Origin of the sequence: Paeniglutamicibacter psychrophenolicus (genome assembly GCF_017876575.1) — a bacterium.
In the GTDB taxonomy this organism is placed as follows: domain Bacteria; phylum Actinomycetota; class Actinomycetes; order Actinomycetales; family Micrococcaceae; genus Paeniglutamicibacter; species Paeniglutamicibacter psychrophenolicus.
Map to the genome: position 1 here is coordinate 1,475,270 of NZ_JAGIOE010000001.1, position 19,412 is coordinate 1,494,681.

General features: G+C 67.9%; 17 protein-coding genes. 9 read left to right on the forward strand and 8 right to left on the reverse strand.

Annotated features, from left to right (window positions below; all coding sequences use genetic code 11):
- The first annotated feature begins 57 nt into the window (after positions 1–57).
- Together JOF46_RS06525 and JOF46_RS06530 are read left to right on the forward strand one after the other, a co-directional pair.
- Positions 58–1,275, forward strand: coding sequence for an NRAMP family divalent metal transporter (locus JOF46_RS06525; RefSeq protein WP_245348032.1), 1,218 nt, complete (start codon positions 58–60; stop codon positions 1,273–1,275).
- Between the two features lie 69 nt (positions 1,276–1,344).
- Entirely contained in the window at positions 1,345–2,160 is an 816-nt protein-coding gene (locus JOF46_RS06530) for a putative hydro-lyase (protein ID WP_209906580.1), read from the forward strand.
- 95 nt (positions 2,161–2,255) lie between these two features.
- Here the strand turns inward: JOF46_RS06530 and JOF46_RS06535 are convergent, their stop codons facing one another.
- Together JOF46_RS06535 and JOF46_RS06540 are read right to left on the reverse strand one after the other, a co-directional pair.
- Complete coding sequence (locus JOF46_RS06535) at positions 2,256–3,245, reverse strand: adenosine deaminase (RefSeq protein WP_209906581.1); 990 nt, start codon at positions 3,243–3,245, stop codon at positions 2,256–2,258.
- Positions 3,242–4,231: a nucleoside hydrolase gene (locus tag JOF46_RS06540; protein WP_209906582.1), complete on the reverse strand. Its 990-nt coding sequence runs from the start codon at positions 4,229–4,231 to the stop codon at positions 3,242–3,244. Before JOF46_RS06540 ends, JOF46_RS06535 begins: the two co-directional genes overlap by 4 nt.
- Before the next feature lie 289 nt (positions 4,232–4,520).
- On the opposite strand from JOF46_RS06540, the gene JOF46_RS06545 reads away from it, so the two are divergent.
- Positions 4,521–5,795 (forward strand): MFS transporter, encoded by a 1,275-nt coding sequence (locus tag JOF46_RS06545; RefSeq protein ID WP_209906583.1) that lies wholly within the window; start codon positions 4,521–4,523, stop codon positions 5,793–5,795.
- 115 nt (positions 5,796–5,910) lie between these two features.
- Positions 5,911–7,161 carry an MFS transporter gene (locus JOF46_RS06550; protein ID WP_209906584.1) on the forward strand — a complete coding sequence of 417 codons (1,251 nt, stop codon included), beginning with the start codon at positions 5,911–5,913 and terminating at the stop codon, positions 7,159–7,161.
- Between the two features lie 27 nt (positions 7,162–7,188).
- Here JOF46_RS06550 and JOF46_RS06555 read toward each other — a convergent pair whose 3' ends face one another.
- Positions 7,189–7,569, reverse strand: coding sequence for a hypothetical protein (locus JOF46_RS06555; protein ID WP_209906585.1), 381 nt, complete (start codon positions 7,567–7,569; stop codon positions 7,189–7,191).
- Between the two features lie 190 nt (positions 7,570–7,759).
- Positions 7,760–9,400 (reverse strand): helix-turn-helix domain-containing protein, encoded by a 1,641-nt coding sequence (locus tag JOF46_RS06560; protein ID WP_209906586.1) that lies wholly within the window; start codon positions 9,398–9,400, stop codon positions 7,760–7,762.
- 186 nt (positions 9,401–9,586) lie between these two features.
- Between JOF46_RS06560 and lysA the strand changes: the two genes are divergently transcribed.
- From lysA to JOF46_RS06585, 5 genes are all read left to right on the forward strand, one after another.
- On the forward strand, positions 9,587–10,891 hold the full coding sequence (lysA, locus tag JOF46_RS06565; RefSeq protein ID WP_209906587.1) for a diaminopimelate decarboxylase: 1,305 nt from the start codon (positions 9,587–9,589) through the stop codon (positions 10,889–10,891).
- A gap of 59 nt (positions 10,892–10,950) precedes the next feature.
- The gene (locus JOF46_RS06570; protein WP_209906588.1) at positions 10,951–11,892 is read left to right on the forward strand and encodes an ABC transporter substrate-binding protein; all 942 of its coding nucleotides are present in this window, start codon (positions 10,951–10,953) and stop codon (positions 11,890–11,892) included.
- 4 nt (positions 11,893–11,896) lie between these two features.
- Positions 11,897–12,850: an amino acid ABC transporter permease gene (locus JOF46_RS06575; RefSeq protein ID WP_342592381.1), complete on the forward strand. Its 954-nt coding sequence runs from the start codon at positions 11,897–11,899 to the stop codon at positions 12,848–12,850.
- The gene (locus JOF46_RS06580; protein WP_281070094.1) at positions 12,847–13,656 is read left to right on the forward strand and encodes an amino acid ABC transporter ATP-binding protein; all 810 of its coding nucleotides are present in this window, start codon (positions 12,847–12,849) and stop codon (positions 13,654–13,656) included. The genes JOF46_RS06575 and JOF46_RS06580 overlap by 4 nt, the downstream gene beginning before the upstream one ends.
- 117 nt (positions 13,657–13,773) lie before the next feature.
- Positions 13,774–14,538 (forward strand): SurA N-terminal domain-containing protein, encoded by a 765-nt coding sequence (locus JOF46_RS06585; protein ID WP_209906590.1) that lies wholly within the window; start codon positions 13,774–13,776, stop codon positions 14,536–14,538.
- A gap of 19 nt (positions 14,539–14,557) precedes the next feature.
- On the opposite strand, the gene JOF46_RS06590 is transcribed toward JOF46_RS06585, so the two are convergent.
- From JOF46_RS06590 to JOF46_RS06605, 4 genes are read right to left on the reverse strand one after another with little or no spacing between them, the layout of a single operon-like run.
- Positions 14,558–15,244, reverse strand: coding sequence for a GntR family transcriptional regulator (locus JOF46_RS06590; protein ID WP_209906591.1), 687 nt, complete (start codon positions 15,242–15,244; stop codon positions 14,558–14,560).
- Positions 15,245–15,285: 41 nt separating this feature from the next.
- Entirely contained in the window at positions 15,286–17,028 is a 1,743-nt protein-coding gene (locus tag JOF46_RS06595) for an acetyl/propionyl/methylcrotonyl-CoA carboxylase subunit alpha (RefSeq protein WP_209906592.1), read from the reverse strand.
- Entirely contained in the window at positions 17,025–18,647 is a 1,623-nt protein-coding gene (locus JOF46_RS06600) for a 5-oxoprolinase subunit B/C family protein (protein ID WP_209906593.1), read from the reverse strand. Before JOF46_RS06600 ends, JOF46_RS06595 begins: the two co-directional genes overlap by 4 nt.
- Positions 18,644–19,402: a LamB/YcsF family protein gene (locus tag JOF46_RS06605; RefSeq protein ID WP_209906594.1), complete on the reverse strand. Its 759-nt coding sequence runs from the start codon at positions 19,400–19,402 to the stop codon at positions 18,644–18,646. Before JOF46_RS06605 ends, JOF46_RS06600 begins: the two co-directional genes overlap by 4 nt.
- Between the last annotated feature and the right edge of the window lie 10 nt (positions 19,403–19,412).

The window sequence follows — 19,412 nt, forward strand, 5'->3', positions numbered from 1 at the left end:
CCTTTCATCGCTCCCCACTTGTGACAGCTGTCACCCGCACCCCCGACGGATGGAATCATGGCCACTCCAAGCACGAAACCGAAGCTCAGCACTTCCGCCAGGCGCACAGCAATGCTTGGCGCCATGTTCCTCATGGCCACCAGCGCCATTGGGCCCGGCTTCATCACCCAGACCACCGAATTCACGGTCCAGATCGGCGCCTCCTTCGCCTTCGCGATCGTCGTCTCCATCCTGGTGGACATCGCCGTCCAGCTGAACGTGTGGCGGATCATCGGCGTCTCGGGCCTCCGCGCCCAGGAACTAGGCAACAAGGTGCTCCCCGGCATCGGCTGGATCCTGGCCGCGCTGGTCTTCATCGGCGGCATGGTCTTCAACATCGGCAACATCGCCGGCACCGGCCTGGGCATGAACGCCATGATGGGGCTCGACCCCAAGATCGGCGGCATCATTTCCGCCGTCGTGGCGATCCTGATCTTCCTCTCCAAGCGCGCCGGCATGGCCCTGGACAAGATCGTGGTCCTGCTCGGCGCGATCATGATCCTTTTGATGCTCTACGTGGCAATCGTTGCCGCGCCCCCGGTGGGCGAGGCCCTGAAGAATGCCGTCCTGCCGGAAAACATCAGCTTCCTGATCATCACCACGCTGATCGGCGGCACCGTCGGTGGCTACATCACCTATGCCGGCGCCCACCGCATGCTCGACTCCGGCGCCGCCGGCGTCGAGAACGTCAAGGACATCACCAAGACCTCGATCCTGAGCATCATCGTCACCGGCATCATGCGCGTGCTGCTGTTCCTGGCCATCCTCGGCGTCGTCGCCGGGGGAGTCGTGCTGACCAGCGACAACAAGGCCGCCGAGGCCTTCGGCCACGCTGCGGGCGAGATCGGCATGCGTTCCTTCGGCGTGATCCTCTGGGCCGCCGCCCTGACGTCCGTCATCGGCGCCGCGTACACCTCGGTTTCCTTCGTCACCAAGTCGACCACCCCCGAGCGCACCCGCAACCTGATCACCGTCGCGTTCATCGCGGTCTGTACCGTCATCTACATGTTCCTGGGCCAGGCCCCGCAGACGCTGCTGATCTTCGCCGGCGCCTTCAACGGTCTGATCCTGCCGGTCGGCTTCGCGGTCCTGCTCTGGGCCGCCTGGCGCCGCCGCGACCTGCTGCAGGGCTACGTCTACCCCAAGTGGCTGCTGATTATCGGCGTCGCCACCTGGCTGCTGACCCTGTTCCTGGGCTGGAACTCGTTGGCCGGCCTGGCCAAGCTCTGGGCCTAGCCCCAAAGCCCGAACGCCCGCCAACATCCCCGCCAGCCAAAACACGCCCTCGAAAGGACGCCAGCCGTCATGACACCCGCCAATTCGCCAACACCCGGAGCCGGGGAACGCGCATCACTTTCCCCGGCCCAGGCACGTGAACTGTTCCGCAACGGATTGGCCGTGCCGACCGCCGGATTCTCCCTCGGCTACGCCCAGGCAAACCTGATCATCGTGCCCAGGGACCAAGCCTACGACGTGTTGCTCTTCGCCCAGCGCAACCCCAAGTCCTGCCCGATCCTGGGCGTGCTGGACGCGGGGGAGACCAGCGGGGAACTGCTGGCCGGCGGGGACATTCGGACCGACGTGCCGAAGTACGTGGTCTACGAAAACGGCGTGAAGGTCGCAGAACCAACCGACCTGTCCGGGTACTGGCGCGATGACCTGGTCACCTTCATCGTGGGCTGTTCGTTCACCTTCGAGACCGCGCTGATGGAGGGCGGGATCAAGATCGCGCACATCGACCAGGGCGTGAACGTGCCGATGTTCAAGTCGAACATCCGCAGTGCCTCCGCCGGGTCGATGTCCGGGCCCATGGTGGTGTCGATGCGCCCGATCCCCGCTTCCCAGGTGTCCGATGCCGTGCGCATCACCTCCCGCTACCCGGCGGTGCACGGGGCCCCGGTGCACATCGGCAACCCGGAGGAGCTCGGCATCACGGACTTGTCGAAGCCCGACTTCGGCGATGCCGTGGACATCCCGGCCGGCCACATCCCGGTGTTCTGGGCCTGCGGGGTCACCCCGCAGGCTGCGGTCATGGAGTCCAAGCCGGCACTGGCCATCGGACATGCGCCCGGGCACATGCTCATCACCGACGCACGGGACAGCAACTACCTGGTGCCGTAGCCACAAACCGTATTCATACGCTGCAACAACATAGCGGTGCCCGCCCGGTCCCTCCGGGCGGGCATCGCTGTGCCACGGGGGTTCTTGGCCTGAATCTAGCGTGATCCCAGCCAAGTGTTCACTTCGCCCAAAAGCAGGTCCTTGGCCGGGGCGTCGAGGAAGGAAGCCTCGATCGAGTTCCTGGCCAACACCGCCTGCTCCTCGCGGCTCAGGTCGAACTGCCCGATGACCGCGGCGAAGTTCGCGTCCAGGTAGCCGCCGAAGTAGGCGGGGTCATCCGAGTGGATCGATACCTTCAGTCCCGCCTCCAGCATCCGCCGCAGCGGATGCTCGGCCATGGTGTCAACCGTTCGCAGCCGCACGTTCGAGAGCGGGCAAACGGTCAGCGGCACCTGCTCCTTCACCAGCCGTTCAACCAGGGCCGGGTCCTCGAGGCAGCGGATTCCGTGGTCGATGCGCTCGACCTTCAGCAGGTCAAGGGCCTGGACGATGTACTCGGCCGGGCCCTCCTCGCCGGCATGGGCCACGACGTGCAAGCCGTTTTCCCGGGCGTAGGCGAAGACCTCCCGGAACAGGACCGGCGGGTAGCCGAGCTCCGAGGAATCCAGCCCGATGCCATCGACGGCGTGCTTCTCTTGCACCAGGGTGCGCAGGATCTCCATCGCGGATTCGGCGGGGGCATGGCGCCAGAAGCAGGCGATGAGCCGGTGCGTGATGCCCCAGCGGGCCAGTCCCTCGTCGAGGCCCGCACGGATCCCGGAGATCACCTCGGCAAGCGTCAGGCCGCGTTCGAGGTGGGCCTGCGGGTCGAAGAACAACTCAACGTGCCGCACTCCCGATGCTTGGGCCCGCGTCAGGTAGGCGGTGGTGATCTGGTGGAAGTCCGCGGCGGTGCGCAGCACCGCCATGTTCGCGTAGAACAGGTCAAGGAAGGACTGCAGGTTGCTGAAGTCGTACTGCGCGCGCAGCTCCTGAATCGAGGGCCACGGCAATTCAACGTTGTTCTGCCCGGCCAGGCGCAGGATGGCCTCGGGCTCCAGCGTTCCTTCCAGATGTATGTGCAGTTCGGCAACGGGCAATTTCACGGGAGAACCACCAACGACGCATCGGCCAGCGCCAGCGTGCCGCGCACGATCTCCCCGATGGCGTCCTCGGTGGCCGCCAGCACCACGCGGCAGTGCGCGCCGTCCGGCTTGGGGTGGCCCTTGTAGCGTCCGCGCAGGTCGCAGATGGTCTGCCCGCGCCCGGGCCCGTCGGTGGCGTCCACGACCACGCGCGCGTACGGTGCGGAGGTCGGCCGCACCTTCCCGATCGCGATGGCGGCGGCCAGCGGGTCGTGCATGACCGAGCAGCGCCTGCCGAAGACGCTCTTGTAGAAATCGAAGTAGTAGCCGAGCATTGCTGCGACGGCCTGCACGGCCGGGGCCTCGCTGGCAGCCAGGGTCTGCAGGTCGTGTTCCTCCAGCACGTGGTTCATTGTCACATCCAGCGGCACCAGCACGATCTCCCAGTCGGCGGCAAAGACCTCCGCGGCGGCCTCGGGGTCGTTGTGGATGTTGGCCTCGGCGGCGGCGGTGATGTTGCCCGGGGCCAGGGCCGCGCCACCCATGATGGTCAGCTCCCTCACCAGCGACGGAAGCTCGGGGTCCAGGCGCAGCGCGGCGGCGATGTTGGTCAGCGGGCCGATGGCGATGACGCGCAATTCCCCGGCGTGCGCCCGGGCCAGCCGCACCAGCATCTCCGGGGCCGACTCCGGCGCGAGTTCCAGGCCCGCGTCGGGAAGCTGGACCTCGCCGATGCCGTTGTTCCCGTGCACGTGGGGTGCCCCTCCGCCGTACGGGCGTGCCTGCGCGTCGTGGTGGCCCAGCGCGACGGGGATTCCCGCGTGGCCGGACAGCGCGAGCAGGTTCTGCGTGTTCAGCGCCCCCTGCGCCGCACTGGTGTTCCCGGAGACCGAGCCGATGCCCACCAGGTTGGCCCCGGCACCCAGCAGGTAGGCCAGCGCCAGGGCGTCATCGATGCCGGTGTCGCAGTCCAGGAAGAACGGCCGTGTGTCGGTGGTTGTGCCCATGGGGTGGTGGTTTCCTTGCTCTTGGATCGATTCGCCTGCCACAGGCACGGCTCCCCGTGCGCGGTGCATCGTGCACGGGGAGCCGTGTGTGGAGCCAGGTATCCAGAATACCGGGCCGCCGGCGGGGCATCGGGCACCGTTTCAGTCACGTCCGCCCCTGCATGGCAGGTTCCTTCCCGTCCGCGGCCGGCGGTGCGTCTTCAATCCAACGCGGTGCGCAGAACCGTGGAACACTGGCGTGCAATGCCTGTGATGCGCATCGCCTAGAAACTTGAAAGAGCCTCGACCCATGTCACGTCCCGCCAAGTACTGGTTTCCTGCGGCACTAAGCCTGACGATGGTCGGTTGGGGTGCCAACCAGTACGTTTCGCTGCTGGTCCATTACCGGGAGGAACACGGATTCTCCGACGTCCTGGTGACCTCGCTGCTGGGTGTGTACGTGGTGGGCCTGGTCCCGGCGCTGCTGCTGGGCGGGCGGTACTCGGACCGCACCGGACGCAAGCGGCTGGCGATCCTGGCCGTGGCCCTGTCCATGGCGGCCAGCCTTGCGCTGATGTTTTCGGCCTTCGGCCCGGTGCCGCTGGTCATCGGCAGGCTGCTGGCCGGAACCGCGACGGGCCTGGCCATGGCCGCTGCGACAAGCTGGGTGAAGGAACTCTCCCAGCTGCCATGGGACGCTACCTCGGTGCCGGGCTCCGGGGCGCGGCGCGCCTCGTTGCTGACCTCGGCGGGCTTCTGGCTTGGCCCGGTGACCGGCGGGATGCTGGTGGCCTGGGCGCCTGTCCCCGACATCCTCCCGTACGCGGTGCACATCCTGCTCTGCGTCCCGCTGCTCTTCGTGCTGGTGCGGCTGCCCGAAACCAGGACGCGGCAACCGCGCCCGGTCCCGAGCGTGGCAAGGCCGGTAGCCTCGGGCGGTGCCCCCGCCCCGCGCGCCGGCGCCGGACGCAAGCGCTTCCGGGCGGTCATCGCCCCGGCTGCACCCTGGGTCTTCGCGGCCGCCACCATGGGGTTTGTCGTCATCCCCGAAATGGTCCCGGCCATGCGGGAAGAACGCCTGGCCTACACCACCGTGGCGGTGGCGATCACCATGGGCTGCGGCGTGCTCATCCAGCCGCTGGCCCGCCGCGTGGACACGACCAGCAATGCCCGCTCGCTGCTGACCGGTGTCGCGGTGGTGCTGCTGGGCATGGGCACCGTGCTGGCAGCGATCCTGCTGAACAGCCCGGTGCTGGGGCTCGCGGCGGCGGCCCTGCTGGGCTGCGGCAACGGGCTGTTGATGGTCGGCGGGCTGCTTGAGCTGCAGCGTGCGTCCGGTCCCGACGAGCTCGGCACACTGACCGGGTTCTTCTACACGCTGGCCTACGCGGGGTTCCTCGCGCCGACCGCGGTGGCGTTCATCGCCCAGTGGGTCTCGAACACGTGGATCATGGCCGGGACCATCGTGCTGTGCGCCATCTCGTTGGGCGTCGTCGCGCTGAACTCGCGCAAGCACCTGCCGCATGCCCTGGAGCGGGTCGAGTCCCGCAAGGTGCGCCGGGCCCGGCCCGAAGCGACCCGGTAGCCGCCGGCTCGTCATGAAGCCGGGCCGGGCCGGCCGGGCGTGAAACACTGGCGTGCACGGTTTCCTGAATTCTTCACCGATCCCCGCCGAACGAAAGCCAAGAGTACACATCCCGATGTCCCGCACGCCCAAGCCCTGGTTCCCCGCAGCACTGAGCCTGATGATGGTCGGCTGGGGCGCGAACCAGTTCGTCTCCCTGCTGGTGTACTACCGGCAGGAGCACGGCTTCTCCGAGGTCATGGTCACCTCGATGCTCGGCGTGTACGTGCTGGGCCTGGTGCCGGCGTTGTTGCTTGGCGGGCGCTATTCGGACCGGACCGGGCGCAAACACATCACCCTCTTTGCCGTGGCCCTGTCCATGGCGGCCAACGTGGCGATGATGGGCTCGGTCTTCGGGGCCCTTCCGCTCTTTGCCGGGCGCCTCATGGCCGGCGTCGCCACGGGCCTGGTGATGGCCGCCGCCACCAGTTGGGTCAAGGAACTCTCCCAGGCGCCGTGGGACCTGCACTCGGTGGCAGGCTCGGGAGCCCGGCGTGCGTCCCTGCTGACCAGCGCCGGGTTCTGGTTCGGCCCGGTGGTCGGCGGATTACTGGCCAACAACGCCCCCGCCCCGGCGTTCCTCCCGTACGCGGTGCACATCGCACTGTGCGTTCCCGTGCTCTTCGTGGTGGCCAGGCTGCCCGAGACCCGCAGCGCAGGAGCCTCCTTAGGCGGGGCCGCGGAAGCGCAGGCCGCCAACCCGCGGGCCCGCAAGCGGTTCCGGCTGGTGGTCGCGCCGGCGGCGCTGTGGGTGTTTGCCTCCGGCACCACCGGATTTGCCGTCGTCCCCGCCGTCATCCCCGGGCTGGGGGAGGGGCGGCTGGCGTACGCCACCGCCGCGGTGGCCATCACGTTGGGCTGCAGCGTGCTGATACAGCCGCTGGCCCGCCGGCTGGACACCGTGGTTTCGGCCCGCTCGCTGCTCACCGGCACCGTCGTCGTTTTCGTGGGCCTGGCTTCCCTGCTTGCGGCAATCCTTTTGCCAAGCCCGGCGCTGGGGCTGGTGGCATCCGCGGTGCTGGGCTGCGGCAACGGGCTGCTGATGGTCGGCGGGCTGCTGGAGATCCAACGGCTGGCCGCGGCCCACGAGCTGGGCAAGCTCACCGGGTTCTTCTACACGCTGGCCTACGTGGGATTCCTGGCCCCGACCGCCGTGGCCGTGGCCGCGCAATGGATCGACGGCGCCTGGATCATGCTCGCCATGATGGCCCTGGCCCTGGTGTCGCTGGCCTTCATCGGGACGAACTCGCGCAAGTTCCTGCCGCACGCCCTGGAACGCGTGGACCCGGTTCCGGCCGGACAAGACCGAGAGCCAGAAACACGCTGACCCAAGCCGCCCACATGGGTGGGGCTGCTACCTGGCGACCTGGAACCCCACGAAGGGCTCGGCGCACGAGACCCGCAGCATGCCCAATCCTGTTGTGCCGAATCCGGGATTCTCCACCCTGTTGTTTCGTCCGGTGTCGTCGCACCAATCCACACCCTCGGGGAACGCTGAAATGCCGTAGTCGCCGGGTCGCAGGATGGTCGGGAGTTCGATGGCGTGGGTGAAGGCACCGGTATCCGACATGGACGCCAACACCGAGAGCAGGACCTCGTGGTGCTCATCGAGGAGGTCGATGCGGATCCGGGCCTGATCGCCATAGCGCGGGTTGCAGGTGGCTTCGGGCGCCGAAACCACAAGGGTCCCGCCCGGGGCAACGACGCTGGAATCCAGGGTGTAAGCAGGCGGCATGCAGGGTGCGGATAGATGGAATACGGCTGAACACCCGGACATGCCAAACAACACAGCCACACCAAATGCGGCGAGCACCAGGGCACGGAGGGAGCCAACCAAGCCGGGCACGCATCCGGCAAACCATCTCATGGCACCAAGTGTCGACCACCGGAGTGCGCATGGATAGGTCGGTGGCAGCAACGTTGCCTCATCGTTGTGCACGGCCAGGCGACGGCCGGGACGCGTGCGGCTTCGCCACGCGCAGTTGCACCCACAGCGCCAGCTGCTCGTCGCCGGTCGAGAAGTCCAGCCCGAAGAGCTCGGTGGCGCGCTTGATCCGGTAGCGCAGCGTGTTGGGGTGCACATTCAGCGCGCGGGCGGCGGCCGCCACGTCTCCGGTGGCGGCAAAATATGCGGACAGGCTCGCCCGGTACTCGGTCCCCGAGTCGGCGTCGTGTTCCAGCAGCTCCCGCACCCCCGGATGCAGCAGCCGGGGCCGCGACTCCAGGATGCGTGCGAGCTGGTCCAGCAGCAGGGCAGCATTCACGTCCCTGGAGCCGACCACACGTCCGGCGGCACCGCGCGGACCGGGGACCTCCAGCACCTGCACCACCTCCTCGAGTTCCTTGCGCAATTCGGGCAGGCCCGGGGTGCCCGGTTCCACGGAGCCCACGGCGACATCCACCTGGAAACCCAAGCGGGCCGCCAGCGCGGTGGATGCCCCGCCGGCCAGGCGCATGGCCGCCTGCGCGGTGCCGATGGCCGGAACCAGGACATAGACCATGCGCCCGGATTCCACCGAGGAGACATTGGGGTGGAAGATCGAGCAGTACTGCTCGGCGGCAATGGCCAGCTGGCGGGTCAGCGGCAACGCGTGGCTGGGACGTTGGCCCGCGGGGTCCGGGGCGAAGATGAAACCCAGAAGCACCGGTGCCACCCCGTCCATGAGCCCGAAACGCGCCGAGGTCCCCGGATCGGAACCGTGGCCCTCGAGCGCCGAGCGCAACCATTCGGTGCGCACCTGGCGTTCCAGGTCCACCGCGTTCTGCGAGCGCAGGATGTGGATGGCCGCCAGCCGGGCGACTTCCAGGATTGCCGCCTCGCCGTCCGGCCCCAGCGGCGCCTTGTCCTCGATCACCCAGATCGAACCGAGCATCTGCCGGCCCGCGCGCACCGGCGCCGCGCAGCGGGGCAACTCGCCGTCGAGCGGATCGTAGGGGAAGTGGACCACCGAATCGGTGAGCATCACGGCCCGGTACTGGACGGCGTTCTTCTCCATTTCCGGCACCTGCCGGGCCAGGATGCCGCTGCGGCGCAACGGATCGACGGCGTGCCGCTCGAGGTTCGAGTAGGCCAGGATGTTCTGGTCAAGGTCCTCGATGGCCACCGCGCCGTCGGTGGCCGTGGCCAGGGCGTTGGCCAATACGAACAGGTCCTCGCCGTGGGCGCCGGCGCCCCTGCCGCCTGCGGGACGGCCCCTGGTCACCGCCGTGATGAGGTTGTCCAGGTGCAGCCAGGGAACCTGGTCATCCACGACCAGGACGGGCAAGCCGGCACCGGCCAGTTGCGCTGCATCGGGTTCCCGCCCATGGCTCTTGATCACGACCGCGCCGAATCCGTTCTCGGCCGCCCGCCCGATGAGGTCGGCCAGGTCGGGGTTGGCCGGGCCGACTCCCACCAGCAGCAGGATGCCCCCGGGAATTTCGGGCAGTGGATCCAGCTGGTCGTGGATGACCGGGACGGAGATCGAGGCGTCAAGGCCCTGGGCGCCGGTGAGCGGTGTCAGCAGCGGGGCTCCCAGGCTTTCCAGGAGCCCGGCCAAGGTCAGTGGTGCTCCGGAGCTGTTCAACGAGATCCATTCCTTTCGTCCCGAACACGTCTTTAGCGGATCGGACAAATACTCAAGCTGAAGCTTGGATTCCACTACGAACTTTTTCGATGATGCCAATCCTACAGTTGACGCAGATCACATTCGTTCCCGGGGCTTGCCGAGGCAAGGACCGGTCGGAAACACCAGAAAGCACGGCACACCACCATGACAGTGACCCAGCAGCTGCAGCACCCGGACATCAACTTGTTGATGGACATCCTCCCGGAGGAATCAACCGTCTCCGACACCGGGGAACTGTCCATTGGCGGGGTACCGGTCAGCGAACTGGCCCGCCGGTACGGAACCCCGGCCTACATCATGGACGAGACCGGGCTGCGCCGGCAGATCCGCCGCTTCGTCCAGGGCCTGGGCTCCCGGCGCCCGAACTCCGAGGTGCTTTTCGCCTCCAAGTCCCTGCCGTGCGTTGCCATGTACGCCATCGCCCAGGCCGAAGGCCTCAGCGTCGACGTGGCCGGCGGCGGGGAGCTCATGATGGCGCTGACCGCCGGGGTCAGCCCCTCGAACATCTACCTGCACGGCAATGCCAAGTCCGACCAGGAAATCCAGATGGCGCTGACTGCGGGAATCCGGGCGATCATCGTGGACAATTTCGACGACCTGGACCGCCTCGAGGCCATGGCCACCAAGGAACAGCGTGTCCTGCTTCGAATGATCCCGGGGATCACCCCGGCCACCCACGCCTCGCAGGTCACCGGCGGCAACGACTCGAAGTTCGGGCTTCCCCCCGCGGACATCACGCGCGCCATCGAACGCATCGCCAAGCACCCGCTGCTGCACTTCGAGGGCATCCACGTCCACATCGGCTCCCAGGTGCTGGACACCGAGCCGTTCGCGCAGGCCGTGAAATCCGTTGCCGAGTTCGGCACCTTCGACACCTACGACGTGGGCGGGGGGCTGGGCGTGAAATACACCTACGACGAGATCGCCCCCAGCGTCGAGGCCTACCTGGACACCCTGACCGAGGCGGCCGACCGGCTGCTGCCCGCCGGGGCGAAGCTCATCATCGAGCCGGGCCGCTCGCTCGTGGCCCGCGCCGGCATCACGCTGTATTCGGTCAACACGGTCAAGACCACGGGCAAGACCTTCGTCGCCGTCAATGGCGGCATGGCAGACAACATCGACATCGCCCTGACCGGACAGCGCTACGAGGCCCTGATGGCCACCAAGATCGGCGCCGAACCCACCGTCATCGCCGACGTGGTGGGGCGCCAATGCGAATCGGGCGACCTCATGTCCGCCGGCGTGCCGCTGGCCGATCCGCAGGTCGGGGACCTGGTGGCCATGCCGGCCACCGGCGCCTACGCCTACACCCTGGCCAACAACTACAACGGGGCCTGCAAGCCGCCGGTCGTCTTCTGCGCCGACGGCTCCTCCACGCTCGCTGTCGCCAGGGAAACCTACGAGGACCTGCTGCGCACCCAACAGCCGGCCCTGCTGCGCCGTTGGTAACCACGCAGCACCCTATGCATTCCTCCTTGACTCCCACTTCCAAAGGAAACCGCACCGCCATGAACACCACATCGCACAAGAACCGTCCCGGGCTGATCACTCTTTCGGCCGCCGCCCTAGCCATGGGACTGGCCCTCACCGGCTGCTCCGTCGATGAGCCGGTCACCGCGGGACCCCCGGCACCCCAGGTGAGCGTCGAGGTCGATGCGGCCGCGGCGGCTGCCCTGCCGGAAAAATACAAGGACGCCGGGGCCATCAACGTGGCCGCCGACATCCCCAACCCGCCCATGGAAATGCTGGACGAGAACAACAACCCCACCGGCCTTGACTACGACCTCTCCCAGGCCATGGGCGGGAAGCTGGGGGTCAAGTTCAATTTCCAGCAGCAGGCCTTCGACTCCTCGATCCCGTCGCTGCAGGCGGGGAAGAACGACATCATCTTCGCCGGGATGAACGACACCGCCGAACGCCAGAAGGTGCTGAACTTCGTGGACTACTTCCATGCCGGGTTCAAGATCCTGGTCAACGCGGGGAACCCCGAGGGGATCGGATCCATCATCGATTTGTGCGGCAAGCCGGTTGCCGTCCAGAAGGCGACGGTGCAGGGCGAGTACCTGGCCGCTTTCGCCGCCAAGTGCCAGGAGGCCGGCAAGTCCCCGATCGAGCTGGTTCAACTACCCAGCGAGCTTGACGCCCAAACCGCGGTGCGCTCGGGCAAGGCCGTCGCCGACGTCGTGGACGCCTCGGTGGCCACCTACGCCGCGGCCACCGCCGGAGACGGCAAGCTCTTCGAGCTGGTCAAGGACCCCGAGTTCCCCAACGGCTACAACCCGGTCTACACCGGCATCGGCCTGCTGAAGGAAAACAAGGACCTCACCGAGGCGCTGCGCCTGGCACTGCAGTCCCTGGTCGAGGACGGCACCTACACCCGGCTCATGGAAAAGTACGACCTGTCCGACTTCGCCGTGACCGAGGCCGGTGTGAACAATGGCGGGAAATAGCACCGTGCACCGGCAACCCGCACCGCCGTCCCACGTGGCGGTGGAACCCGGTGCCCACGACATCGTCGCGGTCCCGCTGCGCCACCCCGGCCGCTGGGTCCTGGCATCCCTGATCCTGCTGGCCCTTCTCGGCGTGGCAACCTCGCTGTGGCGCAACCCCAACATCGACCACCCCACGATCGCCAGGTACCTCTTCAGCGACCGGATCGTGGCCGGTGCGGTGCTCACCGTGGCCCTGACGATCCTGACCATGGTCCTGTCCACCATCCTGGGCATCGTGCTGGCGCTGATGCGGCTCTCGGCCAACCCGGTGCTGAACTCCGTCGCCTGGCTGTACATCTGGATCTTCCGGGGCACGCCCCTGCTGGTGCAGATCGTGTTCTGGGGCTACCTCGGGTTGCTCTACAAGCAGTTGTCCCTGGGCGTTCCCTTCACCGACTTCACGGTCTTCACCGTGGACACCAACGCGCTGATCCCGGCATTCGTGGCCGGCGTGATCGCCCTGACCACCAACCAGGCCGCCTACACCGCGGAGATCGTCCGCGCCGGCATGCTCTCGGTCGACCAAGGGCAAAAGGAGGCCTGCTACTCACTGGGCATGACCCCGCTGTTCACCCTGTTCAAGGTGGAGCTGCCGCAGGCCATGCGGGTCATCATCCCGCCCATGGGTAACGAGACGATCTCCATGCTCAAGGACACCGCACTGCTCTCGCTGATCGCCGTGGCCGAGCTCTACACGGTGGCCGCGCGGATCTCCTCGCAGAACCTGCACCAGGTGGAACTGCTGATCGTGGTGAGCATCTGGTACCTGGCGCTGACCTCCATCCTGTCGGTGCCGCAGTACTACCTCGAACGCCACTACGGCCGGGGGTCCCGCACCCTGGGACCCACACCCATCGGCCGGGCCGTGGCCCTTGCCCATCGCGTACGCCGCAGCCAGAAAGGCATCAGATCATGAACTCGATCCTTGAGTCCCCGTCCCCGGTCCGCACCGACGAGAACCGCTTGCCGCTGGTCCAGGCCCAGGGGGTGCGCAAGAACTACGGCCAGCTGCAGGTGCTCAAGGGCATCGACCTGCAGGTCGATGCCGGCCAGGTGATGTGCCTGCTCGGGCCCTCGGGCTCGGGAAAGTCCACCTTCCTGCGCTGCATCAACCACCTCGAACGCATCGACGGCGGGAGGATCAACTTCGATGGCGAACTCATCGGCTACGCCCAGCGCAACGGCAAGCTCCACGAGATGAAGCCGCGCGAGGTCGCACGGCAACGCCGGGGCATCGGGATGGTGTTCCAGCGCTTCAACCTCTTCCCGCACCTGACCGCGCTGGAAAACATCATCGCCGCACCCATCGGCATCAAGCGGATCCCCAAGGCCCAAGCCATTGCCCAGGCCCACGAATTGCTCGAACAGGTCGGGCTGGGAGACAAGGCGTCGCTGCACCCGGCCAAGCTCTCCGGCGGCCAGCAGCAGCGCGTGGCCATTGCCAGGGCGCTGGCCATGGAACCGAAGCTGATGCTCTTTGACGAGCCGACCAGCGCACTGGACCCGGAACTGGTGGGAGATGTGCTGGACGTGATGCAAAAGCTCGCAGCCAGCGGCATGACCATGATCGTGGTGACCCACGAGATCGGGTTCGCGCGCAACGTCGCCGACGAGGTGGTGTTCATGGACGGCGGCGTCGTGGTGGAATCCGGTTCGCCGGCCGCCGTGCTGGGCAACCCCAGCCACGAACGCACCCGCGCCTTCCTGGAAAACGTGATCTAGCGGCGGTGCTCCGGGCCGTGGGTGCCGGTCTTGCGGCCGCCTACACCTGCGGGTGTCCAGCGGCCGCCCGGTTTCGCCTGTTAGTGTTCCAAAGGTCGATCCAAATGCTGGGAGTTTATGTTGCAGAAGAAGTGGTTCCTTTCCATGGCCCTTGTTGCCTCGTTGTCGTTCATGACCGGGTGCAGTGCCACGGCCGAACCGGAAGCGGCTCCCGCCTCCAGCAGCGCGGCCGTTGAGGCAGCACCATCAGATGCCGCAAGCCCGACCCCGGACCTCACCGGGGTCCCCGAGATAGTCGCCACCGTCAACGGCGAGGAAATCACCAAGGCCGATTTCACCCGTATCTACGAGGGCCAGTTCGCCCAGGTCCTGCAGCAGGCGCAACTCTCCGGCGAGGAACTCGACCAGGAGCAATTGCGCAAGCAAACGGCAGAAGGCCTGGTGAACACCGAACTGCTGATCCAGCAGGCGGCCAAGAAGAAGGTCTTTGCCACGTCCAAGGACCTGGACGCGGCATTGGGGGACGTTGCCAAGTCCAACGACATGGATTCCAAGGAATTCCTGGCGGCCATGGATGCCCAGGGCCTGAATGAGGACGCGGTGCGCGCGCAGCTGAAGACCCAGCTGGAGGTCGAACGGTTGATCGCCAAGGAGGTGGGCGATTTCCGGCCCTCCGAAAAGGAAACCAAGGCCGCGTACCAGGTGGTCCTCGATCAGTTCAAGAAGCAGTCGGCCACCGACAAGGACGCGCCCAAGGCGCCAAGCTACAAGACGATGAAGGTCGAGCTCGAACAGCAGCTCAAGCTCCAGAAGGAGGCAGCCGCGGTCAAGGATTACGTCGCGGTGCTCCGCAAGGACGCCAAGGTCACCATGAACATGTAGGACCGCCCGGCGGGGTGACTCAGTTTCCTTCGGAGTCGCCCAGGTGCGATAGCAACTCGGCCTCGGCGCGGTCCAGGTAGCCGCGCAGCGCGGTGCAGGCCTCTTCGCGCTGGCCCGCTTCCAGCAACTCGACCAGCGCGGCGTTCAGCTCCACGTAATGCGAGTGGAAGTCGGGGGCGTCCCCCATGGCATGGAAGACCAGCCGCATCTGCGCCAGTACCTTGGTCATGAGTTCCTGCAGGTGCACGCTGCCGGTGGCCCGGACCAGCTCCTCGTGGAAGCACTGGTTGGCATCGGCCATCTTGGCGATGTTGCCGGCCTCCAGCGCGGCGCGGGCGTCCACGATGATGTCTTCAAGGGCCGAGACGTCCAGGTCGGGCCCCCAGAGCACCGCGGCGGGCTCGATCATCCGGCGCACCGCATAGATCTCCCGCACGCCCTCGGGCCCGGGGGAGGAAACGAAAACGCCGCGGTTGGGGATGCGGGTGATGACCAGCTCGCGGTCCAGCACCGCGAAGGCCTCGCGCAGCGTGTTGCGCGAAACCCCCAGGGCGTTGGAGAGCGACTGCTCGGAAAGCTTGGCGCCGGGCAGCAGCTGTCCCTCGGCGATCCGTGAGCGCAACACCGCGGCAACCCACGCACCGGTGTGCGCGTGGGTTGACCCCTCGGCCAGGGGCAGGGACGATAACAAGGCGTTCACTGGCATCCTTTCAATCTAATCGAACCCTTCCCCGCAGACAGCAAGCGTTAAGCGATGCTCCCGAGTGCTTCGCCGCGGACGATGGCGGTTCCCGGTTCCTGGGTTCCGCGGCTGAAGCTGCCTGCACGGTGGGCGGTGATGTTCGATTCCATCTTCATGGCCTCAAGCACAGCCACGGTGTCGCCCTCGGCCACGGCTGCGCCTTCCTCGACGACCCACTTGACCAGGTTCCCGTTCATCGGGGCGGCCAGGGTCGATTCGTCGGCCGCGGCCGCGATGTTCTGCGCCGCAGCATCGAAGGCGGCACCGGTGCCGCCGTGGCGGATCGAGTCCACCAGCGAGGCCGGAAGGCCGATGTTCATGGCCTTGCCGTCAACCTCGATCGTGAGGGTCTCGCGCGCCGAGCCCGGCTCCGCCGCGGCGATCTCGGGGCTGGAGGCCAGCTCGGCCGCGAACTCGGACTCGATCCAGGTGGTGTAGACCCCGTAGTGCTCGTTGTTGGCGAAGTCAGCGTTGCGCACCACGGCACGGTGGAACGGCAGCACCGACGGAACGCCGGAGATGACCATCTCGTCCAGGGCGACCTTGGCCCGGCGCAGCGCCTGGGCGCGGGTGGCACCGGTGACGATCAGCTTGGCCATCAGCGAGTCGTAGTGCGGGGGGATCACCGAGCCGGTGCGCACGCCGGAGTCGACGCGGATGCCCGATCCGGTGGGGGCCTCGAACGCGGTGATGCGGCCCGGGCCCGGCAGGAAACCGCGGGCCGGGTCCTCGGCGTTGAGCCGGAACTCGAAGGAGTGGCCCTGCGGGGTCGGGTCTTCGGTGATCGAGATGGCATCGCCGGAGGCGATGCGGAACTGCTCGGCCACCAGGTCCACGCCGGTGGTTTCCTCGGTGATCGGGTGCTCTACCTGCAGGCGGGTGTTGACCTCCAGAAAGGAGATCAGCCCGTCGGGTGCCACCAGATACTCGACGGTGCCGGCACCCACATAGCCGGCTTCGCGGCAGATGGCCTTGGCCGAGGAATGGATGGAGGCGCGCTGCTCGTCGGAAAGGAACGGCGCCGGGGCCTCCTCGACGAGTTTCTGGTGGCGGCGCTGCAGCGAGCAGTCGCGGGTGCCGACGACCACGACGTTGCCGTGGGTGTCGGCCAGCACCTGGGCCTCGACGTGGCGCGGCCGATCCAGGAAGCGCTCGACGTAGCACTCGCCGCGGCCGAAGGCCACGATGGCCTCGCGCACCGCGGAATCGAAGGCGTCGTCGATTTCCTCGAAGTTGCGCACGATCTTGATGCCGCGCCCGCCGCCGCCGAAGGCGGCCTTGATGGCCACCGGCAGCCCGAATTCCTCGGCAAAGGCGCGCACCTCGGCGCCGGATGCCACGGGTCCGTCGGTGCCGGGCACCAGCGGGGCGTTGGCGCGCACAGCGATCTCGCGGGCGGTGACCTTGTTGCCCAGCGCGCGGATGGCATCGGGGCCCGGGCCGATCCAGGCCATGCCGGCCTCGATGACGGCCTGGGCGAAGTCGGCGTTCTCGGCCAGGAAGCCGTAGCCGGGGTGCACCGCGTCGGCGCCGGAGCGCTTGGCGATGTCCAGGATCTTTTCGATGTCCAGGTAGGTCTCGGAGCTGGCCGAGCCGCCCAGCGCGTAGGCCTCATCGGCGCGTCGCACGTGCAGCGCGTCGGCATCCGGATCCGAGTAGACGGCCACGGAAACCAGCGATGCGTCGGCGCAGGCGCGGGCAATGCGCACGGCGATTTCCCCGCGGTTGGCGATCAGTACTTTTTTCATGCGAGGTTTCCTTCGTCGGTGGGGGTTCCGGTGGCCGGAGCGGTGAGAAGTTCAAAGCGGATGGAGGAGCCCGGGGGCAGCTGCGCCGCGGCGCCGATGTCCTCGGCGATAACCCCGGCGATGACCGGGTATCCGCCGGTGACGGGGTGGTCGGCCAGGAAGAGCACCGGCAGCCCGGAGGGCGGAACCTGCAGGGAACCGACGGCGACGCCCTCGGAGGCCAGCTCGCCGGTGCGGATGCGCTCAAGCGGTGCGGCGTCCTCGCCCAGGGCCAGGCGCACCCCGACGCGGTTGGTGTCGGGGGAGACCTTCCAGGTTTGCCCGGTCAACCGGTCCAGTCCGGCGTCGCCGAACCAGTCGTCGCGCGGGCCTGCAACGACACGCAGCGTGTAGACGCCGTGGGCATCCGGGACCGGCAGGGTCGAGGGTTCGGGGTTGCCCACCACGTGGGCGCCGTGGATGGCACCGACAGGCAGCAGCGTGCCGGCCGCCAGCGGGGCCGGCCCGATGCCGGACATCGAGTCGGTGGAGCGCGAACCAAGCACCGTGGGCACGTCGATGCCGCCGCGCACCGCCAGGTAGCTGCGCAGTCCGTTGCGGGCCGGGGTGAGTTTCAGGACCTCGCCGTCGAGCAGGGCAAACGGGGTGTCCATCGGGATCTCGCGCTCGGTGTGGAAGTCGTCCCCGTCCACCGGGTCGATGTGGATGCGCGCGCCGGCGCCGCTGACCGCGAGCACCGCGTCCCCGTGGGCGCGCAGGGTGATGCGCCCCATGAGGTTTTCGATGACGGCGTTTCCGGGACGGTTGCCCACCAGGCGATTGGCCTGGGTGGCGGAACCGGAATCGGCGAAGCCTGCCGCGGAGACGCCGAGGTCGCCGTAGCCGGGGCGGCCGGAGTCCTGGATGAGCGATTGCAGGCCTGGGTTGATGACCTCGAGCAGGTTCCCGGCCACCGGTGCGGGGCTTGCGGCGGGTTCGGGCCTGGTGCCCAGGCTCAGCGAGGTGCGGGAAGGCACGAAGCGCACGCGGTCCTGCGGGCGGATCAGTGCCGGGTTGGCGCGGTCCAGGTCCCAGAGCACCGCGTCGGTGTGGCCGACCAGCTGCCAGCCGCCGGGGGACTGGCGCGGGTACACCGCGGAGTAGTCCCCGGCCAGTGCGACGGCACCGGAGGGCACCACCTTGCGCGGGGTGGCGCGGCGCGGGACGTGCAATTGCTGGTTTTCGCCCAGCAGGTAGGCGAAACCGGGGGCGAAACCGCCAAAGGCTGCCCGCCAGGTCTGGCTCGAGTGGGCGTTGATGACGCCCTCGACGCTCAGGCCCGTCAGCTCGGCGACCTCGGCCAGGTCCTCCCCGTCGTAGTGCACCGGCACCTCGACGAGCGATCCGGCGTTGGCCGGGGCGGAGCCAAGTTCAAGGGAGCGCACGGTGCCGGCGATGGCCCGGGCGTTGGCGGCGCAGTCCGCCTTGATGAACAGCGTGCTGGCCGCGGCGAGCACGTCGACCTGGCCCGGCAGCGGGGTGGCTTTCAGCAGCGCGGAGAGCGCCAGCACCGAGTCCAGGTCGGAGAGTTCGACCAGCACGGAACGGGTGCCGGCGAAGCGCACGCCCGACACGCTCATGCGAAGCTCTTGATGGTGACGCCGGCGGATTCCAGTCCCGCGCGCACCGCGGCGGCCATGGCGACGGCCCCGGCGGTGTCCCCGTGCACGCAGATGCTCTCGGCGTCCATGGGGATGACCGAGCCGTCGATGGCGACAATGGTCTTCTCGGTGGCCAGGCGGACCATGTTGGCGGTGACGGTTGCCGGGTCGTGCAGCACCGCATTGGCCTCGCGGCGCGAGACCAGGGTTCCGGCGGGGGTGTAGTTCCTGTCGGCGAAGGCCTCGGCGACCGGGCGCAGGCCCGCGGCCTCGGCCTTGGCCAGGGCCACGGAGCCGGGAAGCAGCAGCACCGGCAACTCCGAGCCGAAGGCGCGGATGGCGTCGACGACGGCCTGGGCGTGGGCCTCGTGGTGCACGATGGTGTTGTAGAGCGCGCCGTGCGGCTTGACGTACTTGATGGACGAGCCGGCGGCGCGGGCCAGGGCCTCGAGGGCACCAAGCTGGTAGAGCACGTCGTCGGCCAGCTCGACGGGGGAGCAGTCCAGGAAGCGGCGGCCGAAGCCGGCCAGGTCCCGGTAGCCCACGTGGGCGCCGATGGTGACCCCTGCGGCGACGGCGTCGCGGCAGGTCTGGGCGATGACGCTGGGGTCCCCGGCGTGGAATCCGCAGGCAACGTTTGCCGAGGATACGGAGGTGAAGATGGCGGCGTCGTCGCCCATCACCCAGTTGCCGAAGGATTCCCCGACGTCGGAATTCAGGTCGATGTAAGGCATTTGTGACCCC